The organism is Gordonia sp. UCD-TK1 (assembly GCF_001691435.1).
Taxonomy (GTDB): domain Bacteria; phylum Actinomycetota; class Actinomycetes; order Mycobacteriales; family Mycobacteriaceae; genus Gordonia; species Gordonia hongkongensis.
On record NZ_LZMP01000013.1, the window covers coordinates 1 to 18,225 of the forward strand.

General features: G+C 69.0%; 17 protein-coding genes and 1 pseudogene. 11 read left to right on the forward strand and 7 right to left on the reverse strand.

Annotation, left to right across the window (positions count from 1 at the left end; all coding sequences use genetic code 11):
• The 3 genes and pseudogenes from A9310_RS08770 to A9310_RS08780 form a co-directional block, all read right to left on the reverse strand.
• A pseudogene (locus A9310_RS08770) lies at positions 1-673 on the reverse strand (IS1380 family transposase); the annotation flags it as partial.
• A gap of 496 nt (positions 674-1,169) precedes the next feature.
• Positions 1,170-2,522: a DUF3068 domain-containing protein gene (locus A9310_RS08775; RefSeq protein ID WP_065630252.1), complete on the reverse strand. Its 1,353-nt coding sequence runs from the start codon at positions 2,520-2,522 to the stop codon at positions 1,170-1,172.
• A 99-nt stretch (positions 2,523-2,621) separates the two neighbouring features.
• Entirely contained in the window at positions 2,622-3,989 is a 1,368-nt protein-coding gene (locus A9310_RS08780; RefSeq protein ID WP_065630253.1) for an AarF/ABC1/UbiB kinase family protein, read from the reverse strand.
• A 255-nt stretch (positions 3,990-4,244) separates the two neighbouring features.
• On the opposite strand from A9310_RS08780, the gene A9310_RS08785 reads away from it, so the two are divergent.
• The 5 genes from A9310_RS08785 to A9310_RS08800 all read left to right on the forward strand — a co-directional run bounded on the left by A9310_RS08785 (position 4,245) and on the right by A9310_RS08800 (position 8,057).
• Positions 4,245-5,288 (forward strand): NAD(P)-dependent alcohol dehydrogenase, encoded by a 1,044-nt coding sequence (locus A9310_RS08785; RefSeq protein ID WP_065630254.1) that lies wholly within the window; start codon positions 4,245-4,247, stop codon positions 5,286-5,288.
• Between the two features lie 86 nt (positions 5,289-5,374).
• Positions 5,375-6,508 (forward strand): hypothetical protein, encoded by a 1,134-nt coding sequence (locus A9310_RS08790; RefSeq protein ID WP_065630255.1) that lies wholly within the window; start codon positions 5,375-5,377, stop codon positions 6,506-6,508.
• Positions 6,509-6,524: 16 nt separating this feature from the next.
• Entirely contained in the window at positions 6,525-6,620 is a 96-nt protein-coding gene (locus A9310_RS26570; RefSeq protein ID WP_368072715.1) for a DUF6766 family protein, read from the forward strand.
• A gap of 105 nt (positions 6,621-6,725) precedes the next feature.
• The gene (locus A9310_RS08795; RefSeq protein ID WP_254661205.1) at positions 6,726-6,917 is read left to right on the forward strand and encodes a hypothetical protein; all 192 of its coding nucleotides are present in this window, start codon (positions 6,726-6,728) and stop codon (positions 6,915-6,917) included.
• Between the two features lie 33 nt (positions 6,918-6,950).
• Complete coding sequence (locus A9310_RS08800; protein WP_065630426.1) at positions 6,951-8,057, forward strand: hypothetical protein; 1,107 nt, start codon at positions 6,951-6,953, stop codon at positions 8,055-8,057.
• A 59-nt stretch (positions 8,058-8,116) separates the two neighbouring features.
• Here the strand turns inward: A9310_RS08800 and A9310_RS08805 are convergent, their stop codons facing one another.
• Genes A9310_RS08805 through A9310_RS08815 form a run of 3 tightly spaced genes read right to left on the reverse strand, consistent with a single transcriptional unit; the run spans position 8,117 to position 10,813 of the window.
• Positions 8,117-8,722 (reverse strand): flavodoxin family protein, encoded by a 606-nt coding sequence (locus A9310_RS08805; protein WP_065630256.1) that lies wholly within the window; start codon positions 8,720-8,722, stop codon positions 8,117-8,119.
• Between the two features lie 39 nt (positions 8,723-8,761).
• Positions 8,762-9,196 carry an SRPBCC family protein gene (locus A9310_RS08810; RefSeq protein ID WP_058253794.1) on the reverse strand — a complete coding sequence of 145 codons (435 nt, stop codon included), beginning with the start codon at positions 9,194-9,196 and terminating at the stop codon, positions 8,762-8,764.
• A gap of 15 nt (positions 9,197-9,211) precedes the next feature.
• Positions 9,212-10,813 (reverse strand): NAD(P)/FAD-dependent oxidoreductase, encoded by a 1,602-nt coding sequence (locus A9310_RS08815; RefSeq protein ID WP_065630257.1) that lies wholly within the window; start codon positions 10,811-10,813, stop codon positions 9,212-9,214.
• 322 nt (positions 10,814-11,135) lie between these two features.
• Here A9310_RS08815 and A9310_RS08820 point away from each other — a divergent pair, with 322 nt between their 5' ends.
• Positions 11,136-11,984: an SDR family oxidoreductase gene (locus A9310_RS08820; protein WP_083207315.1), complete on the forward strand. Its 849-nt coding sequence runs from the start codon at positions 11,136-11,138 to the stop codon at positions 11,982-11,984.
• A gap of 46 nt (positions 11,985-12,030) precedes the next feature.
• Here the strand turns inward: A9310_RS08820 and A9310_RS08825 are convergent, their stop codons facing one another.
• Complete coding sequence (locus A9310_RS08825) at positions 12,031-13,557, reverse strand: FAD-dependent oxidoreductase (protein WP_065630258.1); 1,527 nt, start codon at positions 13,555-13,557, stop codon at positions 12,031-12,033.
• Between the two features lie 195 nt (positions 13,558-13,752).
• On the opposite strand from A9310_RS08825, the gene nadB reads away from it, so the two are divergent.
• The 5 genes from nadB to A9310_RS08850 all read left to right on the forward strand — a co-directional run bounded on the left by nadB (position 13,753) and on the right by A9310_RS08850 (position 18,224).
• A complete protein-coding gene (gene nadB / locus A9310_RS08830) occupies positions 13,753-15,402 on the forward strand; it encodes an L-aspartate oxidase (RefSeq protein ID WP_065630259.1) in 1,650 nt (549 codons plus the stop codon).
• Between the two features lie 54 nt (positions 15,403-15,456).
• On the forward strand, positions 15,457-16,494 hold the full coding sequence (locus tag A9310_RS08835) for an alpha/beta hydrolase (protein WP_065630260.1): 1,038 nt from the start codon (positions 15,457-15,459) through the stop codon (positions 16,492-16,494).
• Between the two features lie 179 nt (positions 16,495-16,673).
• On the forward strand, positions 16,674-17,507 hold the full coding sequence (locus A9310_RS08840; protein ID WP_065630261.1) for a hypothetical protein: 834 nt from the start codon (positions 16,674-16,676) through the stop codon (positions 17,505-17,507).
• 164 nt (positions 17,508-17,671) lie between these two features.
• Positions 17,672-17,965 (forward strand): metal-sensitive transcriptional regulator, encoded by a 294-nt coding sequence (locus A9310_RS08845; protein WP_004020389.1) that lies wholly within the window; start codon positions 17,672-17,674, stop codon positions 17,963-17,965.
• A 52-nt stretch (positions 17,966-18,017) separates the two neighbouring features.
• The gene (locus A9310_RS08850; RefSeq protein ID WP_010843166.1) at positions 18,018-18,224 is read left to right on the forward strand and encodes a heavy-metal-associated domain-containing protein; all 207 of its coding nucleotides are present in this window, start codon (positions 18,018-18,020) and stop codon (positions 18,222-18,224) included.
• The last annotated feature ends 1 nt before the right edge of the window (position 18,225 follow it).

Consider the following 18,225-nt stretch of genomic DNA (forward strand, 5'->3'; position numbering starts at 1 on the left):
CCCCACACCGGCGTGCGGTGGTCAGGGTTTCAGCGATCATTCTCGCTGCCCCGTTCCCGGAAGCGGTGCGCCCGGCGCGTAGCCAGGCGTTGGCGATCACCGGGGCATGCCCGGCTGCGGACAGAGTGGTGACCTGCGGGGACAACCCTTTGCGCAGGAGTTCACGCCCGGCGATTTTGGCGTGCCCGTAGGAGCCGCCTTCTTTCTGGTAGCCGTAGACCGGGCGTAGTAGTGAGTCAATGTCGACAAATACCTGGGACCCGTCGGTGGGCAGCAGGTCAGCGGTGGCGCACATCGCCGGCAGTGTGTGGGTCATCACCGCGTTGAGTTGCCGGGCATGTCCGGGGGTGAACTCGCGCAGCGTTTGTCCGATCGTGGCTGGGGCGTACACGCGGTCGAACAGGCGGGTGTGCCCACCACTGCGGACCCTTCCGAGGTCGTCGATACTGTCAGCGCCGCAACACAATCCGGCGATCACGGTCAACAGTTTCGCCTCGAGGTTGGCCCCGGCGGAGGCGACCTGGGTGGTGCCGAGATCGACCCGTTCGCCCAGCAGGGACGCCAACCCGGTCGACTCAGCCACCGCCATGACCGGTACCAGCCCGGCGTGCGACACCAGGTTGTCGTCGTCGAAGACCGCGGACTCGGCGGAGAACGTGTGCGATACTTTCACTGAAAATGCCTTTTGACTGGTTTGTTTTGTTGTCTCAACACCACCAATCATTCCAGCTCAGAGGGCATTTTCTTGTCATCGACACCCCGCACCCATCCACGGATCCAGGCTGAGGAGCGAGCTTGCGAGCGTCACGAAGGGTCTTCGCAACCTCTGTCGCCGACCCTTCGTGACGCGCCCTCCGCAAGCTCCGGGCGCTCCTCAGGGAGCGGGGCTGGCCGCGCCCTCCGCAAGCTCCGGGCGCTCCTCAGGGAGCGGGGTTGGCCGCGCCCTCCGCAAGCTCCGGGCGCTCCTCAGGGAGCGGAAGACACTCTGCCGCGCGCAACCCCTGCTGGCCGAGCAGCTCGTGCACGCGAAGCGTGCCCGCGCGTCCGTCGAGGTCACTTGGGTGGGCCGGGCTACGGAGGGGTGTGTCACCGCCCCTTAACCACAAACACAACACCGCGGGCGCATCCGGTGGTACCGGATGCGCCCGCGGTGGTCGTTGCGTCGCTGCTTATTCGGGCGGCGGCTGCTTGCGGAAGGTGCGCGTGGCCGAGTCGTCGGGCGGCGGCGTGTCACCGACCTTGGGGATCTGCTCGGTCGGCCGCTCCCACGGGTTGGCGCTCGCAGGTGCTGCGCCGGCCGGCGGTGCGTCGCGCTTGATCAGCGTGGTGTCGCGCTCGTCGGCGGGCGGTGTCGTCGGCGGCGGGGTGTCATCGACCCGGTTGTCGTCGCGGCGTCCGCGGAAGAGCAGCAGCGCGGCGGCGATCAGCAGGATCACCCCGACGATGCCGAGGATGATCGGCACCCAGAAGCCGCCGACCTTCAGCTGGTCGACGTAGCCGCTGGCCTTGCTCGCCTGGTTGGAGACGGTGTCGTCGGTCCACTTGAAGGTGCCCTTCAGGGCGTCCATCCGGAACTCGCGCACCGCTTCCGGGGTGGCGTCGCTCTGGTCGGGCGACTTGAAGTACTGGTGCTGGTCCTCACGACCGTCGACGATGGTCCCGGTCTCCGGCTCGACCCACACGTGGCGGGTCGCGGCGGCGTACCGGTGCATCGTGATCGGGTCGTTCGCCCGCACTCCGCGCCCGGTGATGCCCCACCAGCGGGCAGGCATCGTCAGCATCGTGCCCAGAGCTGCTTCACCCTGCGCGTTGGGGAGGTTGGAGAGATCGGTCTCCGGGACATCACACACGAAGTGATACGTGTTGATCCCGTCGATGGTCTCCTCGCCCTCGAACTTCGCCGCGCAGTCCTGGCGGGTGTTGAGGTCGTAGTACGGGTAGTCGCGCTGCTGCACGTCGAAACCGAACTTGTACTGGTATCCGGTGCGGTTGTCGATGGCGACCGACACGTCGTTGACGTTGCCGCCCTCGGGGACCGCCTCGAGCTGCAGCGAGCTGACCGCCCCGTTGGGTGCCGAGGTCTTGCGGTTCACCGACACGCGGTCGATGGTCGCGGTCAGCAGACCGTCCTCACAGGTGCGGGTCTCGCCCGCAGCCGCGAAGCTGGGTTCGGTCTCGGTTCCCTCGGCGTCGCGCAGGCGGTCGATGCGCACGGTCTGCGCCGACTGCAGGCTCGCCTGGCGGCTGTCCGACGGTTCGATGATGATCGAGCGTCGCTGCTGGGTGAGATGCGCCTCGAGAGTGCGGGCACGATCCTCGGACACCGAGCAACGGTCGAAGATCACCGCCGGGAAGCGCTCTCCGGTCGAACCGTCCGCCGCCACCGTGGTCGCGTCAGAGGTGATGTCCAGATCGAGCGGAACCACCTTCAACTGCGGCACGAGGTAGAGCGGTATGGCGATGGCCGCCGCGATACACGCAGCGCCGAAGAAGGCCAGCACTGCCGGCACAAAACGTCTCATGTATGACTCCTGGAATCAGCTGATCGCTCCCACCCTAACTGTCGCGTTTGCCACAGTTGGCCACAGTCGGTCCGACATGCCGGGATCCGCGGCGGGGAGTCAGCCCGGGGCGGCTCGACGATCGCGTTCGGCCTCCTTCAGGATGCCGGCCATGTATCCGTAGATCTCCTTGTCGGACATGGCCTTCCACCGCGGCGCCAGCAGCTTCGTGTACTTCTCGACGTACAGCAACTGCTTACCCACGAGGACGAGTTCACGCGGGAGCCGTGCGTCGTGGGCCTTGGCGACGGCGGCGAGTTGCCGCCCGAGGTCGGTGTATGACATCGAACCGAGGTCGGTGGTCGACAACGGAGTCGTCACCTTCTTGATGTCCTCCGCGCCCTGCGACGTCGAACCCGGCTTGTGGACGGCGCCGAGGAGGAAGATCGCCCGGCCGGCGGACTCGTAGTCCCCGCGGACCACGAGGTCGACGACGAGCTGGCGGAGTATGCGCCGGGTGCGCGGGGTGAAACGCCCGACGATGCCGAAATCGAGGAGGACCAGCTTGCCCGCGTCGTCGACGAGGACGTTCCCGGCGTGCAGGTCCCCATGGAACAACCCGCCGTGGAATGCCGAGTCCAGCAGGGACAGCAGGAGGTTGCGGCACAGCGCGACTCCGTCGTGGCCTGCGGCGCGTACGGCCGCGACGTCGTCGATGCGGATGGCGTGGATTCGTTCCATGGTCAGCACGCGCTGCGTCGTGAAGTCGTCGTAGACGTGCGGCACGCGGACTCGGTCGCCGTACGGGCCCGGCTGCAGGCAGGCGAACCACTCGCGCATGGTGTCGGCCTCGATGCGGAAGTCCAGTTCGGCGTCGAGGCCGGCCGCGAAGTCCTCGACCACGTGCCGCGCGCTGAGCATCCGCCCGTACTCGGAGATCTCGACGAGGCCGGCGAGGCGTTCGAGGATCGCGACGTCGGGCGCCAGGCGGTCGGCGATGCCCGGACGCTGGATCTTGACGACCACCTCCTCGCCGCCCTGCAGGGTCGCGGTGTGCACCTGGGCGATCGACGCGGACGCGATGGGCACCGGATCGAACGTGGCGAAGACTTCCTCGGGCGCCCGGCCCAGTTCGGCGATGAACTGTGCACGCATGAGCGCGGGGTCGGCGGGTTTCACGCGGTCCAGGAGTGATTCGAACTCGGTGGACATCGATTCGGAGAAGACGCCGGGACTCGAGGCGATGAGCTGGCCGAGCTTCACGTAGGTCGGACCCAGGTGTTCGAACGTGGTCCGGATCTCGTGCGCGACGCGGGCGGCGCCGGGTGGGCGACCCCGTAAAGCGTCGCCTGCCGTGTGGAGGACGAAGCGTCCGACGCCCGCAGCCGCGTGAGCGGTGGTCGTCCCGAATCGCGTGAGCTCGGCGATCGGGGACACCGGGTGCAACTGCGTGCGCTGACCGTCGTCGACTGAGCTGTTGATCGTCACCGTCGGTCATTGTAACGATCATTAGCGGCGGATCCAGCCCCACGGGGCGACGGCGGATCGCCTACGCGGCCCTGCGACGTGCTGTTATGGCGATGCGGCGGGGTCGGCGGGCACACTGGCCACATCGGACACATGCATCGGCCCGCATCTGTTCGTGTCATTGAGCAGGTCTCGCACGACGAGCATTCCCGCTCACGGAATCGTGCCCGAACCCCGATTTCGCCCCGACCCCCGCATCACACCGAGGAGTTCTGCATGCCCACCACGGTCAACGCCTACATCGCGCCGGCAGCCGATCGCCCGCTCGAACCGACCACCATCGAGCGGCGTGATCTCGGTCCGAACGACGTGTCGATCGACATCGCGTTCGCCGGGATCTGTCATTCCGACATCCACACGGCGCGCGACGAGTGGGGCGGGACGAGGTTCCCGGTGGTCCCCGGCCACGAGATCGCCGGGACGGTCGCGGCCGTCGGCGAGTCCGTCACCCGGTATGCCGTGGGTGACCGGGTCGGCGTGGGTTGTTTCGTCGACTCGTGCCGTGAGTGCGAACCGTGCCGCCTCGGCGAGGAGCAGTACTGCGAGCGAGGCAACGTGGGGACCTACAACGCCGTCGGACGCGACGGGTCGCCGACGCACGGCGGCTACAGCACCTCGATCGTCGTCGACGAGAACTACGTCCTCCGGATTCCGGACGGCATCGCACTCGACGAGGCCGCACCGTTGTTGTGTGCGGGCATCACCCTCTACTCACCGCTGCGGCACTGGGGCGCGGGACCCGGCAAGAAGGTCGCGATCGTCGGACTCGGCGGGCTCGGCCACGTGGGCGTGAAGATCGCGCACGCACTGGGTGCGGAGGTGACCGTGGTGTCCCAGTCGCTGAAGAAGATGGAGGACGGTCTGCGGCTCGGCGCCGACCACTATCACGCGACCAGCGACCCGCAGACCTTCCGGGAACTCCGCAGCACCTTCGACCTGATCCTGAACACCGTGTCGGCGAATCTTCCGATCGGCAAGTACCTGGGCATGCTCGCCCTCGACGGCACACTCGTGGAACTCGGTCTCCCCGAACATCCGATCGAGGTCCCGGCGGGCGCGCTGATCGGCAAGCGGCGCAGTTTCGCGGGTTCGATGATCGGCGGCATCGCGCAGACCCAGGAGATGCTGGACTTCTGCGCCGAGCACGGCATCGGCGCCGAGATCGAGGTGATCTCCGCCGACCGGATCAACGAGGCCTACGACCGCGTCGTGGCGTCGGATGTGCGCTACCGCTTCGTGATCGACACCTCGACGCTGTAGGGGTGTGCGTCATGTTTGCGGCCTGAATCCGGTGGGCACCCGTCGAGGGAGTCGACGTGCCCCGACGACAGGCAAGGAGGCCGCGCATGAATTCGACCCGATTCCGCGAGCTGGCAACTGCAACCGGTCCGTTCGCCACCATCTACATCGACGACTCGCACAACACCGAGGACGCCGCCCACACGATGGAACTCCGGTGGCGAGCCCTGCGGGAGGAACTCGAGTCGGCGGGGGCCGACGCGGCGGTGGTGGAGTCGATCGGCAATGCCCTGCTCGACGGGGCGCCGGCCGTCGGGCCCAGTGGCCGTGCGGTGATCGCCGGTCCCGACGGTGTCCTCCTCGACCAACACCTCATCCGACCACCGGTCACATCCGTGGCACGGTATTCGCCGGTGCCCTACCTGGTTCCGCTGGTCGAACACGGCACGAGTGCCCCGAGACACGTGATCGCCGCGGTCGATCACGCCGGCGCCGACATCGAGCTCTTCGAAGCCGGCGGATCCTCGTTGATGCGCGAAAGCGTTGAGGGAGAGGGCTATCCGATCCACCACGCCGCCGGTGCGGAATCGCCCGGGTATGGGGACCCGCAGCAGCGCAGCGACGAGCAGAACCGCAAGAACATTCGTCAGATCGCCGACCGGCTGACCGCGATCGTCGACTCGGACAACCCCGAGCTCGTGTTCGTGATCGGTGAGCTCTCGTCGATGTCGGATCTGCGTTCAACGGCTCCCGAGCGGCTCGCCGAGCGACTGGTCGACCTCCAACTCGGCGCCCGGGACAGCGGCATCGCCGACGACGACGTCCGCAAGGCGGTGACCACCGAACTCGAGCTGCGCCAGAATCGCACGATGGCCGACGCGGCGGAGAGTCTGCAGGCAGGACTCGGGCATCGCCCGGCCGTCGCGGTCGAAGGACTGACGGCCGTGTGCGGGGCGTTGCGTAACGGCGAGGTCGAGACGCTGATCATCGGCGACCTCGGCGATGCGACGGTCTTCGACGGCGGAGACGCCGCGGGGGGCCTCGCCACGATCGCGCCGACGGCGGAGAACCTCTCTGAGCTGGGCCTGGCCCCGGAACGTACGCTGCGTGCCGACGAGGCCCTGCCGGTGGCCGCGGTCCTGACCGGAGCCGCTCTGGTCCGGATCGACGAACGCGTTGCCCCGCGCGACGGGATCGGAGCGGTCCTTCGCTATGCGCCGAGGACGTCCGCCGACGACTGAGACGGGGTGAGTGCTGGTGGCGGCGATCGCCGTCTTGTCGGTCGTTCTGCGTCAACGCGGTTCGGCCGAGCCCAAGCCGGTGGCCGATACACATGTGGCGACCGGGGCGTGATCGCGTTTACGTCATGTCGTCACCGGGAAAACGGACATGCGACAGAGGCTCCATCGCGAGACACCGACCGAAGGATCGATGAATCTGATGTCTGAGGAATTGCCCATGGAACCAGCCGAAACCGGCACGCCCGAGGCGACGCCGGATGATGCTCGACGCAAGGTCGACGAACTCGAGGAGCGGACCGTCGACGAACCCGACACGGACGAGCAGGTGGACCCCTCCGCCGCCACCGCCCGCGACGACGAGGACAACCCGGAATCCCCTGCGGCGGGGGAGTCCGAGCCGCCGGACTGAGGCCCCCGCCTGATCATGACGGCAGAGACGCACATGACCACCGAGAACGACGATCCGCGGCGCGCCGGAGCGCTGCGGATCGTCGCCGAACACGGGCTTCCGGCCGCCCTGATCGAGCGCGGTGAGGACCGCTTCGAGCAGATCGCCGACGAGCTGTCACTGGAGTACCGCGGGCACACCGTCACGAGGGACACCACACTGCAGATGACGCCGCGCGGTGATCTGGAGACCGTCTGGGGCACGGATGACTCGGCCGACGAGGTGGTCGTGTTCGTCACCGAAATGCCGCGGCTGTACAAGCCGCGGGACGCCGACGGCAACGATCGCAGCCCACGAAACCTTGTGGTGCTGGCCGAACTCGACCGCGAACGCAACGCCGCCGTCGTCTCGCTCCCAGCTCTCGGACCCGCTCCCCGGCGAGCACTGCGAACCCTGGTCGCGACCATCGCCGAGGCGGTGACCGGTGCGGGGTCCATGCGCGAGTTCGAGGAGCAGCGCGGCATCGTCGTCATCGGCGACGGCGACACCGAATACGTGTGCGCCGAGGGTTATTCGCGTCGTCTGAAGTTGATGGCCGGAATGGTTCGGGGAAATCGGCCGTGGCGGCTGATCCCGACCCTCACCGGCATGACCGCCGCAGCCGCCGCAGCGGCGTCGTTCGGCATCTTCTTCTCCACGATCTGGTCGATGGCCAATGCGCTGAGTGCGTGGCGTCTCGCAGCCATCACCCTGCTGTCGTTGGTGCTCGCCTCGCTGTGGCTCATCGTCAACAATCGCCTGTGGGAACGGGTGACGGTCACCGCGAAACCGCGTGCGCGCCTCTACAACATGGCGACGGTGTGCACCGTCGTGTTCAGCGCGGTGGTGCTGTACGCCGGGCTGTTCCTGGCGACACTGACGGCGGCGCTCATCGTCATCGAGGAGGAATTCCTCGCCTCGCAGCTCGGATATCCGGTGGGGCTGCGCAATTACGTGTACCTGGCATGGCTGGCGACGTCGATGGGGATCTTCGCCGGCGCCCTCGGCTCGAGTGCCGACAGCTACGACGACGTCCTGCGGGCCACCTACGGATACCGGGAGCGGCTGCGCCGCCAGGCCTCCGAGGACGCCGGTCATCTCGCGGACGACGAGAAGGCTTGAGCCGCAGGACATCAGGCAACGATCGGCAGACGATCAAGGTCGTCCGAAAGATCCGCTGCTCACTCGTACGGCGGGAAGCTGTTCTGCGACAGCAGTCGGGCGAGGTGTGCCGCGTTTCGGGCGGCGGCATGGGTGGCGGAGTCGACGGGGTCGGGAACCGAGTCGAGGTCCTTGTAGTCGCGGCCGCCCATGGCCTCGTCGTTCCAGTAGGTGTTGCCCTGTCCGGGGATCGTGAACCCGATGTCGTTGAGCGCGCCGAAGACGTCGGCGATGATCTTGTGGGCGCCGTCCTCGTTGCCGACGACACCGCACATCGCCACCTTGCCCAACATCCCGGGGCGGCCGGCGTCGTCGGTCTCGGAGATCTCGGCATCGAGACGTTCGAGAACACGCTGGGTGACGCTGGACATGTGGCCCAGCCACGTCGGGGTCGCGATGACCAGGATGTCGGCGGCGGCAACCCGTTCGAAGAGCGCGGGCCATTCGTCACCGTTGCCCATGTCTCGTTCGACTCCCGGCCGGATGTCGTAATCCACCGCCCGGACGATGTCCCCGGTCACGCCCTGCTCGGCGACCGCGTCCAGGATGTGTCGGGCGATGAGCTCGCTGCTCGATTCAGCAGGAGAGGGTTTGAGGGTGCAGTTGATGGCGAGTGCTGTGGTCATGCCGCAAGGCGTACCCGCACCGACCCGGTTGCAACCCTCTCAGCCCGCGTGGTTCTCGGCGAGCATCGCCAGCCGTTTCAGGCATTCGTTGAGGCGCGGTGACATGACGGTTTCCTGGATGGTCGGCGGAATCCATCTCAGCGGCGGGGTCTCCACGAACTCCTCCATGCCGATGAGGGAACCGTCACCGTCCTTCTCGATCGTCATGCGGATTCGTGCGCGACCGAAAGGCCACCCGGCGGCCGACAATTCGAGAAGCCCGGCCTTCGACTCGACGGATTCTGTCTCGTCGTTGAGCAGGGCCGGCCACACCCCCGCCGAGTGATAGATCTTCGATCCGGGTTGCGGCCATGTGTGGTCGACGTTGCGGATGCGGGAGGCCCCGACGACCCACGAGGCGTACAGCCAGCCGTTGGACAGCACCGACCAGACCTGCGCCGGTGTGGCACTCGTATGACGTTCGACTCGGTTCATGCTCCGCTGCTCCGTTCAGTGGTTGTTGTCGGTCTTGGTCAGTCGTCGGATGATGTTGCGGTCGAATACTCTTCGCGGGAATCCGCGGAACCCGTCCGAGGCGAGGGCGGCACGCGCGGCATTGTTGCCACAGGCGCCGTGGACCCCGCCACCGGGGTGCGCTCCCGACCCCGCCAGGTAGAGGCGATCCACCGGCGTCGACGCACCGCCCAGGTTCGGCGTCGGGCGGAAGATCAACTGCTGGAACAGTTGTGCCGTACCGCCGTTGACCGTCCCGTGGACGAGATTGGCGTCGGCGGCCTGCAGGTCGTGTGGGGTCTGGACGTGCCGTCCCACGATGAGGTCGGAGACACCGGGCGCGTGGGCTTCGAGGACGGCGTCCATCCTGCGAGCCAGCAGCTGGGCCGCCTCGTCGTCGGTCACTCCGCGCGGGAGATGGCTGTAGGACCAGGCGCTTTCGGTGCCCGCGGGGGACCGGCCCGGGTCCGCGGTGGTCATCTGGCCAAAGAGCAGGAACGGATGCTCCGGGACACGGCCGGTTTCGATGTCGGCGGTCCCGTAGGCGATGTTGCGCGCGTCGGCGCCGAGGTGGATGGTGCCGGCTCCGCTGAGATTGGTACTGCGCCAAGGGATCTTCTCACGCAGGGCGTAGTTCACCTTGACCACCGGGGTGTCCCAGGTGAAGGTTCGCAGGTCGTCGAGGACGCGCGCGGGCACGTCGTCGGCCGACAGCAGCTCGGTGTAGAGCGTGGGCGCCGCCACGTCGGCGAGCACGGCGCGCTTCGCCGGCCATCGGCGGCCGGTACTGTCCACGACCCCGGTGGCCCGCCCGCCCTGGACGTCGATCCGGGTGACTCGGGTGTCGCAGACGACGGTCACCCCGGCGCTCTCGGCGCGGCGTCGAAGGGCCGCGGGCAGCGCGCTCGCCCCGCCCACGGGTACGGGATAACCGGTGTCCTGGCCGAGCATGGTCAGCAGGTACCCCATCAATCCGCTGCCGGGTGCGTGGAGCGGGATGTCGGCGTGCAGGGAGTTGCCGATGATGAGCAGACCGGATTTCTCGCTGTCGAAGAGTTCACGCACCATCTGATCGGCCGGCAGGATCAGGAACCGGGCCAGGCGTAGGGCGTCGGCCGTGCCGAGCGAGCGGAGGAGCGACAACAGCGCGCGGACCGGGGGGAACGGACCGAACAGGGTGTCGAGGATCGCGGGCCGGAGTTGCTGCCACTGCTCGACCAGGTCGAGCCAGGCGCGCCGGTCACGCTCGTCGAAGGTGGCCAGATGCGCGGCCGTGTCGGCGGCATCGGGGAAGACGACCGGCGCGTTGACGTCGTCGGGCCCAGCGGGGTGGCCGAAGGCCAGCGGTGCGCGGCTCCACTCCAGACCGTGATCGGCGAGGTCGAGGTCGGCGAAGACCGGCGACGCCACCGCGAGCGGATAGAAGGCGCTGAACAGGTCGGTGACGTAACCGGGGGTGATCTCGGCGCTCCGGACTGCGCCGCCGACCTCGGGCTGCGCTTCGAGGAGCGTGACATCCCAGCCCGCATCGGCGAGCCGGATCGCGGCGATGAGCCCGTTGTGGCCGGCCCCGACGACCACTGCATCCGACACACTCAACGGTCGACTCCCCTCGTCCGTATCGATCTCACCCGGCCGATGTGCTCCGGGCCGGTACGCCACGCTGTCCGGTGCGCGGGTTACCCGCGGCCCCCGACCGTAAACGCCGACGATGCGCGGGCGGTGGACGCGCGGGTCGAGGTGCAGCCGTGCCCGGCGATTCTGTGCGATGTGTAGCGCCGGGGCAAGCGGGTAGTCCGCACGGGTGACGAACTGGTCTGAACTCCGGTCGCTGCGCCTGGACCCGGCGTTTCCGCCCGCGCGACTGTGGCATCCGCAGGTCTCCGATGGCCGGCTTCGTCGGCGCTGCGCCGGGCGGCCGGTGGTGATCACCGGTGCCGGGGCGGGGATGGGCCGGGCACTCGCGCGGCGGTTCGGTCGTGCGGGTGTCGAGGTGTTCCTGAGCGATGTCGACCTTCCGGCGGCGCGGGAGACGGTGCGGTTGTGCGACGCCGGTGCCCGGGTGCATCTCGACGAGGTCGATGTGTCCGACGCCGATGCGATGACCGCATATGCCGACGCCGTCGTCGGTCGGTCCGGCCCGCCGGCCATGGTGTTCAACAATGCCGGGATCACGATGGTGGCGGGCGTTCTCGAGGAGGACGACGAATACGCGCGGCGGATCATGGCCGTGAACCTCGGCGGCGTCGTGAACGGCACCGTGGCCTTCCTCCCTCATCTACAGGCGGCCGGCGGCGGGTCGATCGTGAACACCTCCAGCGCCTTCGGATTCCTCGGTTGCCCCACGCAGTCGGCGTACTCCGCCTCGAAGTTCGCCGCGCGCGGCTACTCCGAGACCATCCAGCTACAGCTACGTGCCGAAGGGTCCGACGTTCGGGTGCACAGTGTCCATCCCGGCGTCGTGCACACCGAGATCGCGGCCCGCGCGTTGTACGTGACGCCCGGGGTGCGGGACTTCGTGACGCGGGGGTTCAACCGTCGCCTGCCCGGTACGCGGCCGGATGCCGCGGCAGCGGCGATCCTGCACGGGGTCCTGAGCGGCCGGGACCGCATTCCGGTCGGCCTCGACGCGCGAGCACTCGACGTCGGTGTCCGCGTCCTGGCCGGAGCGGTGCAGCGCCCGATCGCGACGCTGACCGGTCCGGTGTTCCGACGCATGCTGGGCGAGGCCGCGCTTGCCGGTTCGGCGCCGGCCGTCGTCCGGACCTGACAAGGCGAACCGTCGTCGGGCCCGACGACGGTCCGCTGTGTCCCGCTCAGTCGTTGTGCGAGGCCAGGTTCCGGGTGGCCGGACCTTCGAGGACCTCGCCGGTGTGGCTGAATCGCGAACCGTGCAGCGGGCAGTCCCAGGACTGCTCGGCGTCGTTCCACCGCAGCACGCCGTAGAGGTGTGTGCACAGCGGCGCGACGGACCGCGTCTGGCCCTGCACGGTGCACACGCCCTCGGGCTTCACGCCGGAACGCCCGACGCTGCCGTCGCCTTCCTTCGGTGCATCGTCGGTCGGCTTCAGCAGCGACAGGTAGCCGGCGGCCATGTATCCCGCGACCTGCGCGTTGGCCGACACCGCCGAGGCCAGCGAGCCGGGGCGGCTGATCTCGGTCGTGCGCCACGGGCGCAGGGTCGTGGACCACTGCGGTTCGGAACCGAGGATGCGTCCCGTCATCGCGAGCGCCGCGGCGACGCCGTTGGTCAGGCCCCACTTGGCGAAGCCGGTCGCCACCTGCACCGAGTCGACGCCCGGCAGAATCGGTCCGACATAAGGCAATTCGTCGATCGTCGTGTAGTCCTGGGCCGACCAGCGCGCGACCATCTGCGCCGAGGGGAAGTGCTTCTGGGTCCAACTGATCAGGTCGAGGACATGCTGTCGCTCGGACTTCGTCCGGCCCACCTCGTGTCCGAAGCCGCCGACCATGAGCAGTTCGCGGTCGTAGCCGGGCCGGGACACCGTCCGCAGTGAGACCGACGGGTTGTCGGAGCCGAGGTACATCTCGCCGGGCATGTCCCCGTCGACGGTGAACGCCGCGGCGTAGGACCGCTGGGGATGGACCCGGGCGAAGTAGCCGCCACGGTCGAGGAAGGGCTGTCCGGTGGCGATGACCACCGAGTCGGCACGGACGTCACCGGCGTCGGTCGAGAGGACGTTCGGTGAGCCGTGGCGGAGGCCCTGCACACGGACGCCCTCGTAGAAATGGCCGCCGTGTGCGCGCAGGTCGTCGGTCAGGGCACGGAGCACAACCATCGGGTCGATCTGGGCCTGACCGTCGAGGCGAATCGCGGTGCGGACGTCGAAGGGCAGTTCGGGACAGTCGACGTGTTCGACGGGGAGGTCATGCGCGCGGCAGGCTTCGAACTCCTTCTCCACCGACTTCGCGCCGGACGCGGTGGCGGCGAAGGTGAGGGCCGCGCGTTCGTCGACCTGCAGGCCGCGGTGTTCGAGATAGTGACGCAACCAGGCCTGTCCCTCGCGGTTGGCGTCGACGTAGTCCTGTACGGCCGAGTGGCCGTGGCGGCTCGCGATCGACGACAGTCGAGTGCCCTGGAGCAGCGAGAGCTTGCCGGTGGTGTGGCCGGTCGCCGCGGCACCCATGTGCCGGGCTTCGAGGACCGCGACCGACTGGCCCGCGCGGGCCAGCAGCAGGCCGGTCGTCAGACCGGTGATGCCACCTCCGACGATGACCTGGTCGAATCTGTCGACGACGTCGATGGGCATCGTCTCCGGGCGAACATCGGGCAGGTACTCGGGGGCCGCCTCACCTGCGGGGTCGAACCAGAGGGTTTTCATGCTGACCGGGTTTGCCCTTGCCGGAGGCGCTCAAACATCGGGGCCGGAGACGATCAAACATCGGAGCCGGCGGGCCGCCGAGCATTTCGGGTGGCGCAATCGCAGGGTAGGGTTTTCGACTGGGAATCGAAAACACATCCGGGGTGTTGCCCGGAGGGCCGGCGGCACCCTGAGCCGCGGCGAGAGGCGGTTGACATGAGCGGGTTCACTCGCGGACTGACCGGGACCGCGGAGACGGTCCGCGCCGACCTCGTGGTGGTGGGTGCCGGAATCGCCGGACTGACGGCGGCGCTGTGGGCCGCCCACGAGGGGCTCCAGGTCGTCGTGCTCAACAAGGGGCCGGGCTGGGACGTGACGAATGCGGAGCAACCCACGTCCACGTTTTACGCGCAGGGTGGTGTCGCGGTCGTGATGCCCGGCGCGGAGACGGGAAGCTCGGACAACGCCGATTCCGTTGACCGCCACCTCGCCGACACGGTCGCCGCCGGTGGCGGTCTCACCGATGCCGCGGCGTCGGGCCTCATCCTCGCCGACGGCTGGGACTCGGTGTCGGCCCTCATCGACTGGGGTGCCGAATTCGACCGGGACGCCGACGGTCTGCTCCTGCGCACCCGTGAGGGCGGCCACACCCGCCGGCGCATCATCCGCGCCGGCGGCGACGCGACCGGGGCCGCGATCCAACGCGCGCTGCACGAGGCCGTCCGGCAGACCGCCCGCGGGGACGTGCCGCCGATCCGGTTCCTCGACGACACGATCGCCACCGCGATCCACCTCGACGACGGCCGGGCGGTCGGTGTCGCGTGCCTGCGCGACGGCCGTCCCACGTCGGTCCTCGCCCCGACCGTGCTCCTCGCGACCGGCGGGGCGGGGCACCTGTACGCTGCCACCACGAATCCGGCGGGCGCCACCTGCGACGGCATCGCGCTGGCACTGCGCGCCGGGGCGCAGGTGGCCGATCTCGAGTTCATCCAGTTCCACCCGACGATGCTCTACACCGCGGGCGCGCGGGGTCGGCGGACCCTCATCAGCGAGGCGGTGCGCGGTGAGGGCGGACGGCTCGTCGACGTCGACGGCCGGTCGGTCACCGCGGGCGTCCACCCGATGGGCGATCTCGCTCCCCGCGACGTGGTGGCCGACGCGGTGCAGACCGCGATCGAGCTCACCGGGCACCCGTGCGTGTATCTCGACATCGCCGACGTCGGCGACTTCGAGACACGCTTCCCGACGGTGACCGCAGGTGTCCGCGCGGCCGGCCTCGACCCCGCGTCCGGACGGATCCCGGTCGTCCCCGGCGCGCACTATCTGTGCGGCGGGGTCGTGACCGACGAGTCGTCCCGCACCGCGGTCGACGGGTTGCTCGCGGCCGGCGAAGTCGCGCGGACCGGGCTGCACGGCGCCAATCGGCTGGCATCGAACAGCCTGCTGGAAGGCCTGGTGATGGGCCGTCGCGCGGCCGCCGTGGCAGTCGCGCGTCGCGAGATCCCGGTCCCCGAACGCGCCGAACGGAAGGTCGAGCGGCCGGTCCCCGTCCTGGACCGCGAGCAGCTCCAGAACATGATGACGCGACACGTCGCGCTACGACGGTCGGCCGCAGGTCTCACCGAAGTCGCCGCGACGCTCGCCGCCGCGCCGCGTCGGACGGCCGACTCGGTACGCGACATCGAGGACGCGGCACTCACGCTCACCGCGTCCGCGGTCGTCGCCGCCGCTGCCGCGCGTACCGAATCCCGCGGAGCGCATGTCCGCACGGATTTCCCGTTGACCGCCGATGTGGCGGAGTCGCGGGTGTTCCGGATCATCGACGGCGAACTGCGGGAGGCCCGTCCCGTAGGCCTGCCCGGCTGAGCGGACCGGTCAAGTCGACGCCTCCGGGGTGCTGTCGGAGATAGATTGACCCCGATGACCCAGATCTCCGCAGACGGTTCGGGGCCCGAGGGCGGCCCCGATCACGACGACCCGGATTCCCGCGCCCCTGTTCCCGGGGGCCCGGAACGAATCACCCTCGAGCTCGGACACATCACCCTGCATGCGCTCGCGTGGGGTCCCGCGGCCGGTCCGGTGGTCGTGTGCCTGCACGGATTTCCCGACTCGGCATGGACGTGGCGGCACCTCGGGCCCGAACTCGCCGGCGCCGGGTACCGCGTGGTCGCCCCGTTCACACGCGGTTACGCACCGTCGGAGATACCGGAGGACAACGACTTTCACGTTGCGGCGCTGGCCTACGATGCGCTGGCGGTTCATCGCGCGGTCGGAGCCGGCCCCGACGCCGTCCTGATCGGGCACGACTGGGGCGCGATGACGGCGAACGCGGTGGCGCACCGCGACGACAATCCGTACGCGCGGGTGATCTCGATGTCGGTCCCGCCGGTTCCGGCGGTCCGGCGCTCGATCGGCGGTGGGGTCGACGGCGTCAAGACGCTCGCGCGTCAGGCGGTGATGAGCTGGTACATCGCGTTCAATCAGCTGCCGTGGTTGCCCGAACGGACTCTCGACCGCCTCATCCCGCTCCTGTGGCGCCGCTGGCTGCTCGATTCGGCGGCGACTCCTGTCCGGCCCGACCACCGACTGGACGTCGACCACGCGCTCGCGGCGCTGCCCACACGTGCCCATCGGACAGCTGCGCTCGGGTACTACCGCGCACTCCGCAGGCTGCGGACCCATCCTCGGTACGCCGCGTTGCGGAACGACTGGCTGGGCGAACCACGTTCTCCCACATTGTATTTGCATGGTGCAGACGACGGGTGCATGCAGTCGCGTCTTGCGGACACGGTCCGCGAGGTGTTGCCGGCGGGCAGTGCGGCCGCGGTCGTCGCCGGGGCGGGCCATTTCCTGCACCTCGACCAGCCGGACGAGGTGAACGCGAGGATCCTCGCGTTCCTCGGTTCGGACGCGCGGGGCCAAGAGGGTGGCACCGGACCGGCCCGCTTCGTACACTGACCCGCGGGATCTTCACCACACCGTGGCCACCGGGGGAGGGCCACCGCAGAAGCGCATGCCGGGGGGGCTTGCCACCGGGCGGCAGGAAGCCGACGGGTACGAGAAGACGACCGTGCGCTCCACACGGGTGTGGTCGCGCGAAGATCTCGCGGCGATGCAAGGCATGAAGGGGAGTCCGTATGAACGGCGAAGGCTGTTGGTCGACGGTGGTGTGCCGGCCGACCGAACGCGCGGCGCTGGGGCTGTCGGGTGACTCCGATTGGTTGCTGCAATGCCGTCTGGCGATCGGCCATCGGGGTAATCACGCCACCGACGCGAGCACCCACCCGCGGCACGACCGCCGGCTGTGGCTCGAGTGGAACGACTTCGACGACCGCGCGCAGTCGCTCATCGAACGCAATCCGTGCCCGGTCCCGTCCCCGGAGGGCGCCGGATGCGTGTTCTTCGCCGGGCACGGCGGCCCGCACTTCTATGCGCGCAGCAACGGCCACGCACCGTCGGTGATGACCGGCGCGAGCGCTTCCAACCCGCAGACCGTCGCGCCTGATCACGCCGTCGACCCGCTGCGTCAGCCGCCGCAGATGGGTTCGTCACGGATGGGTTCGCACCGCCTGCCCGACTCGCACCCGGCTGCCCTGCCGACGCAACCCCCGGCGGCCGAGCCCGAACCGAACGAGTACCGCGGCGGACGCCGGTCGACCAATGCCGAGCCGCTGGCCGCCGAGGACTACCACGGCCGACGCCACCGGACCGACGGCTACGACGTCGCCTACTCGCCGGCGCCGGACCCCGGCAGATCGTTCGACGGACAGGCAGGCAGCGGCCAGGCCGGCCCGTCCGTCCGTGTCCCGAATTCGGAGACGACGGGCATCGCGCCGCGGAACGTCCCGGCCGTGCGCGTGCCCGACCCCACCGCTCCGGGATTCGACGCGGCGCGTGTTGCCGCCATCGGGGACGCACTCGACGAGGTCGCCGCCGCCCTGGCCAAACTGGCCGCAGCACTCCGCTCGTAGGGGTATCCGAAAAGCCACGAGACCGCTGGTTCTCAGAGAGCAGTAGTTGGGCTGCTCCGAGCACAACGGGTTCGTTCCGCATACGGTAGGGGGGTACCGTTTCGGGTTCGGCGGTGGTATACCTGGTCGGGCATACCCTTGAGGGGTATCCGGACGGGAGAATCATGGACGAGCACCAGCACGGCTACATCGGCCGGAAGGATGACTATCTGCGCCGCCTGAAGCGCATCGAAGGTCAGGCGCGCGGTCTGCAGCGGATGGTGGAGGAAGACACCTACTGCATCGACATCCTGACGCAGGTGTCGGCGATGACCAAGGCGCTGCAAGCGGTCAGCCTCGGGCTCCTCGAAGAGCACATGGCTCACTGCGTCGTGCATGCCGCGCAGGAGAGCGACGAGGCCGGCAAGGCCAAGGTCGACGAGGCCATGGCCGCGATCACCCGCCTGGTCAAGTCCTGACCGTCCTTCCTGATCCATCCCCGTTGACTTCGACGATCCGAGGAGTTCCCGCATGAGCACCACCAGCACCTACACCGTCACCGGCATGACCTGCGGCCACTGTGCCGCGTCCGTTCGCGAGGAGATCGAGGCGCTGCCGGGCGTGACCAGCGTCGAGGTCACCGTCGACGACGGCTCGGTGCGGGTCGCGGCCGACCGTGAACTCGGTCGAGACGAGGTCGCTGCCGCCGTCACCGAAGCCGGCTACGCGCTGGTCTGAC

Coding starts and splice junctions, on each gene's coding strand:
- A9310_RS08775 (WP_065630252.1), bottom strand. CDS start 2,522: ATGAGACGTTTTGTGCCGGCAGTGCTGGCCTTCTTCGGCGCTGCGTGT.
- A9310_RS08785 (WP_065630254.1), top strand. CDS start 4,245: ATGCCCACCACGGTCAACGCCTACATCGCGCCGGCAGCCGATCGCCCG.
- A9310_RS08790 (WP_065630255.1), top strand. CDS start 5,375: ATGAATTCGACCCGATTCCGCGAGCTGGCAACTGCAACCGGTCCGTTC.
- A9310_RS08795 (WP_254661205.1), top strand. CDS start 6,726: ATGGAACCAGCCGAAACCGGCACGCCCGAGGCGACGCCGGATGATGCT.
- A9310_RS08800 (WP_065630426.1), top strand. CDS start 6,951: ATGACCACCGAGAACGACGATCCGCGGCGCGCCGGAGCGCTGCGGATC.
- A9310_RS08805 (WP_065630256.1), bottom strand. CDS start 8,722: ATGACCACAGCACTCGCCATCAACTGCACCCTCAAACCCTCTCCTGCT.
- A9310_RS08810 (WP_058253794.1), bottom strand. CDS start 9,196: ATGAACCGAGTCGAACGTCATACGAGTGCCACACCGGCGCAGGTCTGG.
- A9310_RS08825 (WP_065630258.1), bottom strand. CDS start 13,557: ATGAAAACCCTCTGGTTCGACCCCGCAGGTGAGGCGGCCCCCGAGTAC.
- nadB (WP_065630259.1), top strand. CDS start 13,753: ATGAGCGGGTTCACTCGCGGACTGACCGGGACCGCGGAGACGGTCCGC.
- A9310_RS08835 (WP_065630260.1), top strand. CDS start 15,457: ATGACCCAGATCTCCGCAGACGGTTCGGGGCCCGAGGGCGGCCCCGAT.
- A9310_RS08840 (WP_065630261.1), top strand. CDS start 16,674: ATGAACGGCGAAGGCTGTTGGTCGACGGTGGTGTGCCGGCCGACCGAA.
- A9310_RS08845 (WP_004020389.1), top strand. CDS start 17,672: ATGGACGAGCACCAGCACGGCTACATCGGCCGGAAGGATGACTATCTG.
- A9310_RS08850 (WP_010843166.1), top strand. CDS start 18,018: ATGAGCACCACCAGCACCTACACCGTCACCGGCATGACCTGCGGCCAC.